This is a genomic window from Mesorhizobium sp. P160927 (assembly GCF_057766385.1).
In genome coordinates, this window is record NZ_JBYMDW010000001.1 from 2,881,780 (window position 1) to 2,893,927 (window position 12,148).

The 12,148-nt window shown below is 63.0% G+C and carries 9 protein-coding genes; 5 read left to right on the top strand and 4 right to left on the bottom strand.

Annotated elements, in window-relative coordinates; translation table 11 throughout:
* Nucleotides 1-5: 5 nt before the first annotated feature.
* Both mtnA and mtnK read right to left on the bottom strand, forming a co-directional pair.
* Nucleotides 6-1,100 carry an S-methyl-5-thioribose-1-phosphate isomerase gene (gene mtnA / locus AC3CB8_RS13870; protein WP_023771078.1) on the bottom strand — a complete coding sequence of 365 codons (1,095 nt, stop codon included), beginning with the start codon at nucleotides 1,098-1,100 and terminating at the stop codon, nucleotides 6-8.
* Nucleotides 1,097-2,371 (bottom strand): S-methyl-5-thioribose kinase, encoded by a 1,275-nt coding sequence (mtnK, locus tag AC3CB8_RS13875; RefSeq protein WP_352562993.1) that lies wholly within the window; start codon nucleotides 2,369-2,371, stop codon nucleotides 1,097-1,099. The genes mtnA and mtnK overlap by 4 nt, the downstream gene beginning before the upstream one ends.
* A 136-nt stretch (nucleotides 2,372-2,507) precedes the next feature.
* On the opposite strand from mtnK, the gene AC3CB8_RS13880 reads away from it, so the two are divergent.
* The 3 genes from AC3CB8_RS13880 to AC3CB8_RS13890 all read left to right on the top strand — a co-directional run bounded on the left by AC3CB8_RS13880 (nucleotide 2,508) and on the right by AC3CB8_RS13890 (nucleotide 6,196).
* Nucleotides 2,508-4,019 (top strand): sugar ABC transporter ATP-binding protein, encoded by a 1,512-nt coding sequence (locus AC3CB8_RS13880; RefSeq protein ID WP_023771076.1) that lies wholly within the window; start codon nucleotides 2,508-2,510, stop codon nucleotides 4,017-4,019.
* A gap of 81 nt (nucleotides 4,020-4,100) precedes the next feature.
* Nucleotides 4,101-5,096 carry an ABC transporter permease gene (locus AC3CB8_RS13885; protein ID WP_023794630.1) on the top strand — a complete coding sequence of 332 codons (996 nt, stop codon included), beginning with the start codon at nucleotides 4,101-4,103 and terminating at the stop codon, nucleotides 5,094-5,096.
* Between the two features lie 50 nt (nucleotides 5,097-5,146).
* Nucleotides 5,147-6,196, top strand: coding sequence for a substrate-binding domain-containing protein (locus tag AC3CB8_RS13890; RefSeq protein ID WP_023771075.1), 1,050 nt, complete (start codon nucleotides 5,147-5,149; stop codon nucleotides 6,194-6,196).
* A 160-nt stretch (nucleotides 6,197-6,356) separates the two neighbouring features.
* Here the strand turns inward: AC3CB8_RS13890 and AC3CB8_RS13895 are convergent, their stop codons facing one another.
* Nucleotides 6,357-8,411: a bifunctional aldolase/short-chain dehydrogenase gene (locus AC3CB8_RS13895; RefSeq protein ID WP_352562994.1), complete on the bottom strand. Its 2,055-nt coding sequence runs from the start codon at nucleotides 8,409-8,411 to the stop codon at nucleotides 6,357-6,359.
* A gap of 86 nt (nucleotides 8,412-8,497) precedes the next feature.
* Complete coding sequence (locus AC3CB8_RS13900; RefSeq protein WP_023771073.1) at nucleotides 8,498-9,463, bottom strand: sugar-binding transcriptional regulator; 966 nt, start codon at nucleotides 9,461-9,463, stop codon at nucleotides 8,498-8,500.
* A gap of 203 nt (nucleotides 9,464-9,666) precedes the next feature.
* Between AC3CB8_RS13900 and AC3CB8_RS13905 the strand changes: the two genes are divergently transcribed.
* Both AC3CB8_RS13905 and AC3CB8_RS13910 read left to right on the top strand, forming a co-directional pair.
* The gene (locus AC3CB8_RS13905) at nucleotides 9,667-11,307 is read left to right on the top strand and encodes an acyl-CoA synthetase (RefSeq protein WP_352546543.1); all 1,641 of its coding nucleotides are present in this window, start codon (nucleotides 9,667-9,669) and stop codon (nucleotides 11,305-11,307) included.
* Between the two features lie 189 nt (nucleotides 11,308-11,496).
* Nucleotides 11,497-12,102, top strand: a complete 606-nt coding sequence (locus tag AC3CB8_RS13910; RefSeq protein WP_015318925.1) for a TetR/AcrR family transcriptional regulator — start codon at nucleotides 11,497-11,499, stop codon at nucleotides 12,100-12,102.
* Nucleotides 12,103-12,148 lie beyond the last annotated feature (46 nt).

The window sequence follows — 12,148 nt, forward strand, 5'->3', positions numbered from 1 at the left end:
CCCGACTACCCCCGCTCGGGGAACATCGCCTTCAGCCCTTCGCGCGACGCCTTGGCGACGCCGCGTTCGGTGATCAACCCGGTGACCAGCCGCGCCGGCGTCACGTCGAAGGCGGGGTTTGCCGCAGGCGTTGCTTCGGGCGAGACGCGTACCTGGGCGATCTCGCCGCTCGCTGTCTTGCCCCACACCAGCGAAACCTCGTCGCCGGAGCGTTCCTCGATCGGGATTTCGGCAAGTCCGTCGCCCACCGTCCAGTCGATGGTCGGCGAAGGCAGCGCGACGTAGAACGGCACGTCGTTGTCCGCGGCGGCGAGTGCCTTCAGATAGGTGCCGATCTTGTTGCAGACGTCGCCGTCGGCGGTGGTGCGGTCGGTGCCGACGATGACCATGTCGATTGCGCCGCGTTGCATCAGATGGCCGCCGGCATTGTCGACGATCAGCGTGTGCGGCACGCCGTGGCCGGCCATCTCCCAGGCGGTGAGTTGGGCGCCCTGGTTGCGTGGGCGTGTTTCATCGACATAGACATGGACCGGAATGCCGGCTTCGACAGCGAGGTAGATCGGTGAAGTGGCTGTCCCGTAGTCGACCGTCGCCAGCCAGCCGGCATTGCAGTGGGTGAGGATATTGACCGTCTCGCCCGGCTGCTTGCGCGCCGCGATATCCTTGATGATGGCGAGACCGTTCTCGCCGATGGCGCGGTTGAGCCCGACATCCTCGTCGGCGATCTCGTTGGCACGCCGGTAGGCGGCCGCGGCGCGTTCACCAAGCGGCAACGGCCGCAGGAAACGGCGCATCTCGTCAAGCGCCCAGCGCAGGTTGATTGCCGTTGGCCTGGTATCGTGCAGTACCTCCCACACAGTGTCGAGCGCTTCGTCGGATGCATCATCCGTCATCTGCATGGCGACGCCATAGGCCGCGGTGACCCCGATCAGAGGTGCGCCACGCACCCACATGTCGCGGATCGCGGTGGCGACGCCGGCGACAGTGACGAGCTTCTCGATGCGGAATTCATGTGGCAGCCAGCGTTGGTCGATGATCTCCACCGAGCGGCCGTCCTCGCTGAGCCAGATGGTCCGGTAGTGGCGGTCGCCGACGTTCAAATGCTGTTCTCCTGTTCGATAAGCGCGGCCAGATTATTGATCTCGTCGATGCTGTGGATCTGGCGCCGGTTGACGGCGATGTGGCGGCCGAATTTCAGTGCCTTCGCCTCACAACTGGCGCGCAGATCTTCATCGGCAATGGTCTCGAAGTCGGCATTGTGGGCGAGGCCAAGGATGCGCCTGTGCACCTCGATGCCGGCAAAACCGAGCAGATCGTCCCAGATCTGGTGCAGGACGTTGTCGAGCGCCTGCTCGGCGCCCAGCCGGTCGCCCTGATCCTCGAACAGGCTTTTTTGATAGAGCATGCCGGTGCGCTCGGTGTGCCATAACAGCGAGAACTCGGCGCGGAACACCGCCCAGGTTTCAGCCGTGACGCCGAGCAGATAGGCGCGCATGGCGTCGCGCTTCCCGTTCTGCTCATGCCCGCGCTGCGAGAAGAACGACATCCAGAAATTGGCGAGCAGCATGCCGACATCGAAGGCCATCGGACCGTAGAAGGCGAACTCCGGATCGATCATCCGCGTTTCCTGATCGGTGACCATGATCGAGCCGGAATGCAGGTCGCCATGCAGCAGCGTCTCGGCATTGGCGGCGAACATATGCTTCAGCCGCTGCGCCTCCACCTTGAGGTCGCGGTCGGCGCGCAGTTCGGCGACCAGCCCGTCGAGCTGCGGACTGGTGTGGCGGTTCATCTTGGCGTCGAAATAGGGGTCGGAAAACACCAGGTTCTCGGTGATGTCGCAAAGCTCGACATTGTCGGCGAACAGCGCCAAATCCGCCTTGCGGTCCTTGGTCACCATCGACAGGTCGGAACCGCGAAACAGCGTGCGGGCCATGAACAGACCGATATCCCTGGCAATGTTCGGCAACTGGCGCCCGTCGATCAGGGCGCGCCTGAGAATGATGTGTGGCGGCGCCAGATACTCCATGATGATCAGCGCCTGGACCTCGTCGAAGTAGTAGATCGCCGGCACCGAGCCCGGCGCGCGCGCCTCTTGCCGGGTCAGTGCATGGTATTCGAAGAAAGAACGTTTGAGCGGCAGCGGCCAGCTGTCGCCGACGAGGCGGACATAGGGCAGGGCCTGCTTGACGATGGCGCCGCCACTGGCGCCTTCGACGATGAACACCAGGTTGAGATTGCCGTCGCCGACCTCGCGAACTTTCCAGGCGCTGGTGTCCTTCCCGATCCTGGCACACAAGGCCTCGTTCGCGCCCAGACGTGTTGCGAGCGTCTCCACCGACAATGCTTCGAACGGCAAGTTCCCAGTCATTCTTGTCCCTCCCGCCTATGTGCTCCGATCATAGGGAGCCCTAGCGGCGGGGCCAAGCTAGGAAGCTGTCTGGCAATTGTCAATCGTGTTGACAATTGCCGACATTGACCATAGCGTCATCACCAGGGAGGAACGCATGGTCGGTAATGCCGTGTTCCGCGTAGAGGGACTGAGGAAATCCTTTGGCCGTAACGAGGTGCTTGGCGGCATCGCGCTGGACCTCCATGCCGGTGAAGTGACCGTGCTGATGGGCGCCAACGGCGCCGGCAAATCCACCCTCGTCAAGATCGTCAGCGGCGTTTACGAGCGTGGCGGCGGCGCCATGACGCTCGCCGGGGAGGACTTCGCGCCGAACACTCCGGCGGAAGCTATCCGCGCCGGCGTCGTCACCGTGCACCAGAACATCAATGACGGCGTCGTCGCCGACCTTGATGTCGCCACCAATCTCACGCTCGACAGGCTGAGCGGCCGGGGCGTGCCGACCCTGTTCAATCCCGCTCGCGTGCGCCGTGAGGCCAGGGCGGTCGCCGACCGCATGGGGCTGGCCATCGATTTGAAGGCGCGCGTCAGCGATCTTTCGCTGGCCGACCGCCAGATGGTGGCGATTGCCCGGGCGCTGGCGCACCAGCCGAAAGTGCTGATCCTCGATGAGCCGACCTCGTCGCTCTCCAGTGCCGAGGCCGACAGGCTGTTCGCGCTGGTCGACCGGCTGCGCGAGCAGGGCGTGGCGATCCTCTACATCTCGCACCGCATGTCGGACATCAGGCGGCTCGCGGATCGCATCGTCTCGATGCGCGACGGTGTCGTCTCCGGCGCCTTCGATACCAAGCCGCTCGACTATGAAGGCGCGGTCAACGCCATGCTCGGCCGCAAGATCCATCTCGACCGGATCGTGGCCAGGAGTTCCGCCAGGGCGGTCCTGAGCGTCGAAGGCCTGCGCATCGCGCAGGGCGCCAAGCCGATGTCGCTGACACTCGGCGATGGCGAGGTCGTCGCCATCACCGGCCTCGTCGGCGTCGGCAAGACCGCTCTTGCCGAAACGCTGTTCGGTGTGCGCCGGCCGCTCGCCGGCACCATGACGATGAACGGCAAGCCTTACGCGCCGCGCTCGGCTGGCGACGCGATCGCAGCCGGCGTGTTCCTCGTCGCCAAGGATCGTGCGACCAGCGGCATCGTCGACGGCTTCAACATCGAGCGCAATGTCAGCCTGCCCTTTCTGAAGCGCATGTCCAGTCTGAGTGTGCTCAGGGGCCGCCTCGAACGCGCCACCGCACGCAGGCAGATCGAGCAACTAGGCATCGTCTGCCGCTCCGAAAAGGACGAGATGTCGGCGCTGTCGGGCGGCAACCAGCAGAAGGTGATGGTCGCCCGCTGGATGGCGCAGAATGCCGCGCTGTTCATCCTCGACGAGCCGTTCCAGGGCGTCGACATTTCGGCCCGGCGCGATATCGCCGCCAAGCTGAGGGCAAGCGCCAATGGCCGCGCCACGCTTCTGTTCGTCACCGAACTCGACGAAGCGCTGGAGACGGCCGACCGCATCCTGGTGATGTCGGAGCACACGATCGTCGGCGAACACCGCAATGCCGATGTCGACCTCGACCGCCTGTTGGCCGAGGTTGCCGGTGGACCGCTGCACAGCGCTGCCTGAGCGTGGCGGCCGATGGAATTGGAATGGAGAGACCATGGCTTCGAGTTGGGTAAAAACGGCAGCGGCGCCGGGGTGCGCCGAATGACGCTGCGCGACTACGCCATCCGCTATGGGTTCATCGTGCTGCTGTTCGGATTGGTTGCCTATTTCGCGATCGCCGCCGACGGGTTCGTCTCGCCGCAAAGTGCCGTCTTCATCTTCCAGTCTGTCGCCATCACCGGCGTGCTGGCGCTCGGTGTCACCGCCACGCTTGTCGTCGGCGGCTTCGACCTGTCGATCGGTTCGGTCGCAACCTCGGCCATGATGGCGGCGGCCTACGTGATGGTGGTGCTGGAGCAGAATGCATTCGTGGCGGTCATCGTCTGCCTGTCGATCGGCGCCATTGTCGGCCTGATCAATGGCTGGCTGATCGTCTACATGCGCGTACCCGATCTCCTGGCGACGCTCGGCATGATGTTCCTGCTGGTCGGTCTGCAGCGCATCCCAACGGAAGGCCGCTCCATCGCCACCGGCATGACCATGCCCGATGGCTCGGTCGCCGGGGGCAAGTTCTCCGATGCCTTCCTGGCGCTTGGCCGCCACCGCTTCGACTTCTTCATCCCCAACCTCATCCCGGTCTCGGTCGTCGTGCTTCTGGTGCTGGCGGTGCTCATCTGGTTCTTCCTCGAATACACCCGCTTCGGCCGCATGATGTATGCGGTCGGCAGCAATGAGCGCGCCGCCGAACTCGCCGGCGCGCCTGTCAAGGCATACAAGATCTGGGCCTACGTTATTTCAGGCGTTTTTGCCTCGATCGGTGGCATTTTGCTCGCCGCCCGGCTTGGACGTGGCGACATCGCCTCGGGTAATAATCTGCTGCTCGATGCGGTTGCCGCGGCGCTGATCGGCTACGCGGTGCTCGGCGCCGCCAAGCCAAACGCTTTCGGAACCGCCATCGGCGCGCTGTTCGTCGGCATCTTGCTGCAAGGCCTGACAATGATGAACGCGCCCTACTACACGCAGGATTTCGTCAAGGGCGTGGTTCTGGTCGTCGCCCTTGTCTTCACCTTTGCCCTTTCGGGCAGGGGCAGGAACTAGCATTCGGCCGGACAGGATTTTGGGTTCAACAAAAAGTGGAGGAAAACAAGGTGAACATCACAAGAAGACTTCTGGGGAAAGTGGCGCTCGGGCTCGCCGGCGCAACCATGCTGATGCAGGGGGCATTTGCCGCCGACAAGCCGGCGCCGTTCGACAAACCTGGCGTGAAGATCGCGCTGGTCCGCTATCTCTCGACCGGCGACTTCTTCCAGGCCTATCTGTCGGGCGTCGAGGCGCAGTCGAAGGCGCTCGGTATCGACCTGCGCGTGCTCGACAGCCGCCAGGACGCCGCCCTTCAGTCCGACATGGTCGATCAGGCCATCGCGCTCGGCGTGCAGGGCATCATCATCCAGCACGGCCTGACGGAATCTATGAAGGACGCCGCCCAGCGCGCCGTCGACGCGGGCATCAAGGTGGTGGCATTCGACGTCAATGTCGAAAACCCCAAGATCCCGCAAATCGAACAGTCGGACAAAGACCTGGCACGGCTGGCGCTTGAACAGGCAGTCAAGGACAATGGCGAGAGCTGGAATGCCGGCTATGTCTATGTCGCCGGCATCGCGCCGCTCGACCGCCGCAACGAGACCTGGGTAGACGTCAAGAAAAAGCATGCCGGCATCAAGGAAGCCGCCATGTTCGGCACGCTCGACAATCCGATCGCCAACTCCGTCGCCAACCAGGCGCGCTCGGTCCTGTCGGCACACCCCGACATCAACGTGATGTTCGCGCCCTATGACGAGTTCGCCAAGGGCGTGAAGATCGCCGTCGACGAAGCCGGCCTGAACAAAAAGATCAAGATCTATTCGGCCGACATTTCGACGTCCGACATCGCGGCGATGCGCGAGCCCGACAGTGCCTGGGCGGCAACCGCCGCCACCAACCCGGCCGTCGTCGGGCAGGTCTCGGTGCGCGCCCTGGCGCAACTGCTCGCCGGCGAAGATCCCGGCCACAACGTGATCGTGCCGCCGACGCTGATCACCCAACAGGAGCTGATCGACAAGGACATCAAGAACATGGAAGACTTGTCGGCCAAGCTGCCGCAGTTCGCCCATGCCGACGTCGCCATGCCGGCCTGGATGCCGAACCCGAACGCGAAGTAGGTTTCGCTGCAAGCGATAAGGCTAACAACTGAGAGCCGCCTGCAGCAATTGTTGCAGGCGGCTTTTCTATCGAAGACTGTCTTCACTCACGGAACAGGTCGGAATGCGAACCGGTACCAGCAAGCTGCAATTCGTCGCCGACAACGCGGTTCTTGCAAACCTACCGTAGCGCCGCCGCTATGTTGCCGCCGTCGACCGTCGTCACATCAGCGGTCGTCCGGTCGGCCAATGCATGGTGCAGGAAGGCCTGCGCCACATCCTGCGCCGTTACTTCCTGGCCGAGCAGATTGCCGGACATGTATTCCTTCTCCGACACGCCGCGCGCGCCGGAGCGGCTGGCGATCATGGCGTCGGTCAACAGGCCCGAGCGGATGCGGTCGGCGTTGACGGCGTTGGAGCGGATGCCATGGGCGCCGTAGTCGAGCGCGTATTGCCTTGACAGGAACAGCGTCGCCGCTTTCGGCACGCCATAGGCGCCGAATTTTGGACCCGGATTGACCGCCTGCTTGGAGGTGTTGAACAGGAGTGCGCCTCCGGTGCCCTGTTCCAGCATGATCCGCACGGCGTTCTGCGCTGCCGACTGGTGGGCGAAGAAATTGAGCTCGAAGCTCTTGCGCAGCAGCGTATCGTCAAGCTCGCCGATGCGGCCTTCCCAGGCAGCACCCGCATTGGACACCAATATGTCGACGCCGCCGAAGACGGCGACCGCCTTGTCGAAGGCGGCACGCATCTGGTCCGGGTCGGTGATGTCGGCGCCGACGCCAATCGAATTGTTGCCGGCTTTCTTGGCGGCATCAGCGGCCTTTTCGGCGTCGAGATCGACGACGACGGCATGAGCGCCATTGTCGGCGAACAGTTTTGCGGTCGCCGCACCAATTGCACCGGCGCCGCCGGTGATCAGCATCACTTGGCCGGTCAGCGGCTTCGGCTTGTTGGAGGCAAGCTTGGCCTGTTCCAGCGACCAGTATTCGAGCGGGAACAGGTCGGCCTTGGATAGCGGGTGGAAACGGCCGACGGCCTCGGCGCCGCGCACGGCCTCGATCCACATCTCGCCAACGTCCGAGGCGATCCTTGCGTCCTTCAGCGTGCGGCCGTGGCCGAACATGCCGAGCCCCGGCACCAGCGTCAGCCGGGGCATCGGATCGAGCATGGTGCGCTTGACGTCGTCGAGCGCGTCATTGGTCTCGAAATAGGCGCGGTAATCCTTGGCGAAAGCGTCGACATGGTTCTGGATTACGGCCTTGTAGTCGCCGATCTTGTCGGCGTCGGGCGCTGGCACGGCCATCGGCCCGGTCTTGATGCGGATCGACAGATCCGGCGTCGACACGCCGCGTCCTGCATAGTCGGCGATCTCTGCAGAACTGATGAAATCGACGATCGCGTCCGAGGTGCGGAAGTCAGAGATCATGCGGTCGAAGCGACCTTCGCCGCGTGGCGCCGCTACAGCGCCGCGCAGCATGGGCGCGATCGCCGCCGGTGACGATAGCCTTGCCGGCAATGCCGCCTTTGCAGCCTTCGGCTTGGCATGCTCGGCCACATAAGCCTCGGCTACGTTCACATAGTGGATCATCCGATCATAGGCCTGCCTGGCATCCTCGCCGAAAGTGAAGATGCCGTGCTTGTCGAGGATCAGGCCTTCTACCGTCGGGTCGGCGTCGAACACATCGGCGGCCGCCTTGGCGAGATCGAAGCCTGGCATGATGTAGGGCACATAGCCCATTTGTGCTCCGAACACCTTTGCCACCAGCGGCTTGCTGTCTTCCTGGTCGACGATGGCCAGGATGGCGGTGGAGTGGGTGTGGTCGACGAATTTATGCGGCAGGAAGGCATGTAGCAGGGTCTCGACCGAAGGGTTGGGCGAGGCGGGGTCGATCAGGTTGGCCCGCTGCAACGCGACCATGTCCTCGTCGGAAAGCCTGTCCAGCTTGCGCGCCTTGAGCAGGGCGCCCATCTTGACGGCGGGCAGGCCCTGCGGCTCGATGACGGCCATGTCCCAGCCGCTGCCCTTGACGCACAGCACGTCCCATTCGTCGCCGACGAGGTCGGTCGCCTTGATTTTGCAGGAGGTGTTGCCGCCGCCATGCAGGACCAGTTGTGGCACACCGCCCAGAAGCCGCGTCGTGTAGACGCGCAAGGCGAGGTCGCGGCCGACGCCCTTCTTCGCATAATCGGCAACGAGTTTTTCGGCCGCGTCGTCGTTCCACAGATTCTTCATGTTCGTTTCGTCCAGTTGCTATCTTTGATGGTGAACAGGAATGCCGCAACGCCTTGATGACAAATGCGTCGGCAAAGCGTTGGTTTTCAGGATGCCTTTTCTGCTGACATTCCGGCATGATCGAGCAGCCGCTGCGCCATATGCGCGCCGACCACCAGATGCGTGCAGAGGCCGCCGGCGATCGCCGCGAGCAGCGGCTCGAACTTGCTGTCTTCCTGCACGACCATCAGCCGCTTCCCGATAACGCGCAGTGAAGCAAGCCCCGCCGAGATGACCCGCCGGTTGTAGCTGCAGTCGAGCAACTCGCCACCGGCATCGATGATCTGCCCGGCAATAACACCCGCGGCACCTTCCCTGCGCAGCGCCGCCATCTCGGCCGCCGTCAGCGCGCCGCACTTCACCAGATGGCTGTCGGCATCGACCGCGCCGATGGAGTAGAGCGCAAGATCGCAGTCGCTGATCCCGGCAAGCTGGTCGCGGATCACAGGTTCGGCGCGCAGGCCTTGCGCCAGTTCCTCGGTCGACAGCACCAGGGGCGCGTAGAAGTTGAGGCCCTTGGCATTGAGCCGTCGCGCGATTTCCATCGTGCATTGATCGGGACGGTAGGAATACGGCGCGCCGAGATTGCCGCAGAGCTGCACCACGGTGACGTCCTGCAGGTCGGCATAGGACATGATGTCGGCGATGGTGTAGACGGTGCGGCCCCAGGCGACGCCGATGCGGTCGCCTTTCCCGACGAGTTCCAGGAAAACGCTTGCCGCCAGCACCGCGATATCGGTCGAGGGGTCGGCGAGATAGGCGTTCTCAGGCGCGATCCAGACGGCGTCGAGCTTCAGGGCGTCTTCCAGCCTGCGCGCCATGACGTCGTCCGTGAAGAGTTGCGTCGAGGTCGAGATGTTGACGATGCCTGTCTCACGCGCCTTGCGCAGATACATGGCGACGGAAGCGCGCGAAATGTTGAGTTGATTGGCCACTTCGTCCTGGCGAAGCCCATGGGCATAGTAAAGCCAGGCCGCCTTGTGGATGAGCTGTTCTGCCGGTCGGATCGCCATGCCGCCTCCTTGGCTGACATTAGTCACGGCTCTCGACAAAAGTCAAATTTGGACAAACATGAAGAGATCTCATGCTGGCGCGGCACAATCGAGATTCCCATTCTAGCAAGTCGGTGCAGGATAGCATTCTCAGCCCTTCAGGGGGGATAGCGTGACGACGAGTGTAAGGTTAGAAAGCTCGAAAAGAGTTTGGGGAGAATGGGATGGCCAATCCCTACGAACAGGATCTCGACAGGAACGCCGCCAACCACCAGCCACTGACGCCGCTCACCTATCTGGAGCGCGCGGCAAGAACCTATCCCGACCATGTCGCCATCATCCATGGCAGTCAGCGCATCAGTTACCGCGGTTTCTGGCGCCGTTCGTTGAAGCTCGCCTCTGCCCTGCACAAGCATGGCATCGGCAAGGGCGACACGGTGACGGTCATGCTGTCGAACACGCCGCCGATGCTGGAGGCGCATTTCGGCGTGCCGATGACCAAGGCGGTGCTGCACTCGCTCAACACGCGTCTCGACGCCGCCGTCATCGCCTTCCAGCTCGACCATGCCGAGACCAAGGTGCTGATCGTCGATCGCGAGTTTTCCAGCGTGGTGCGGGAAGCGCTCGGTCTGGCCGGGGTCAAACCGCTGGTCATCGACTACGACGATCCCGAATACGCCACCGACGCGCCCTATCCGAAAGGCGAGCGGGTCGGCACGGTGGACTATGAGGCCTTTGTCGCCAATGGCGACGAGGCGTTCGCCTGGTCGATGCCCGACGACGAATGGGATGCGATCTCGCTCAATTATACGTCGGGCACCACAGGCAATCCCAAGGGCGTCGTCTACCATCACCGAGGTGCTGCGTTGATGGCCTACACCAACACCATCCATGCCGGCATGGCCAAGCACGCGGTCTATCTCTGGACCCTGCCGATGTTCCACTGCAATGGTTGGTGTTTTCCCTGGACGCTCGCCGTCCAGGCCGGCACCCATGTCTGCCTGCGCTGGGTGCGACCGAAGCCCATCTTTGACGCTATCGCCGATCATGGCGTCACCCATCTGTGCGGGGCGCCGGTGGTCATGTCGGTGCTGGTCAACGCCAGGGACGAGGACAAGCGCGCGTTTGCGCAAACCGTAACCTTCAACACGGCCGCCGCCCCGCCGCCCGAAGCCGTGCTGTCGGGCATGGCCGATGCCGGCTTTGCCGTCACTCATCTCTACGGCCTGACAGAGACGTATGGTCCCGCAGTCGTCAACGAATGGCATAATGGCTGGGACGCACTCGACAAAGGGGCGAGGGCGGGCAAGAAGGCACGACAGGGCGTGCGCTATGCCGCGCTCGAAGGCCTGACGGTAATGGATCCGGAGACCATGGCCGAGACGCCCGCCGATGGCAAGACCATGGGCGAGGTGATGTTTCGTGGCAACATCGTCATGAAGGGTTATCTGAAGAACCGCAGGGCGACTGACGAGGCTTTCGGCGGCGGCTGGTTCCACTCTGGCGATCTCGGCGTCATGCACCCGGATGGCTATATCCAGCTCAAGGACCGCTCCAAGGACATCATCATCTCCGGGGGCGAGAACATTTCCTCGATCGAGGTCGAGGAAGCGCTCTACAAGCATCCTGCCGTCGCCTCCTGCGGCGTCGTGGCGCGCCGTGACGACAAATGGGGCGAGGTGCCTGTCGCGTATGTGGAACTGAAGCCGGGCAAGGAGGCGAGCGAGGCCGAGATCATCGAGCACTGCCGGACGCTGCTCGCCCGCTTCAAAGTGCCGAAAGCGGTGATCTTCGCTGAGATACCGAAGACCTCGACCGGCAAGATCCAGAAGTTCCGGCTGCGGGAAATGGCCAAGGTCGGCTGAAGCCCCCCGGCGGTCTTCGAGAGAATATTTTCAATGGCCCGCATCCTGAGCGCGCCTTGTGACATCTACTAGATGTCACCATTTGTCACCTATCGTACGCGTACATCGAATCGGTGTTGACACCCTGCTCATTTGGATTTACGAGTGATGAAAATCGAAATTCGTCACTCGTTATTTGACAGAGAGCTAATGTCCGAAGCCGCCAACATCGTCGCCGACGTCGCCCGACAGGAAAATGTAACGCGCATTCTCGATTGCGCCGAGCGCCTGTTCCGGCACTATGGCTACGGCAAGACCAATGTCGCCGACATCGCCCGTGAACTCGGCATGTCGCCGGCGAACATCTATAGGTTCTTCGCTTCCAAGGTCGAAATCCACCAGGCCGTATGTGGCCGGATGCTCGGCGCCAGCTACAAGATGGCGTACGAGATCATGCACCTGCCGATCAGCGCCGAGGAGCGGCTGCGTCGTTATGTGCATGCACAGTACAAGCTGACGATGGAGGTCATGCTCGACGACCAGAAGGTCCACGAGATGGTCATCGTCGCGCTCGAGCGGGACTGGGGCGTGATCGACAAGCATGTCGACAGCATTCACGATCTCTTCGCCGAGGTGATCGGCGAGGGCATCGAGGCCGGCGAGTTCAGAAAGCAGGACCCGGTTACCGCATCGCGGTGCTTCGGTGCCGCCACCGTCATCCTGTGCCATCCGCAGATGGTGGCGCAGTGCCTCGCCAAGACCAATCGGGCAATGCCCGACGACCTCATCGATTACGCCATCAGAGCCTTGAAATAGCCGCCGCCAGCCGGTGCCGGTGTCGACAGTCCGTCTCCAGTCGGGA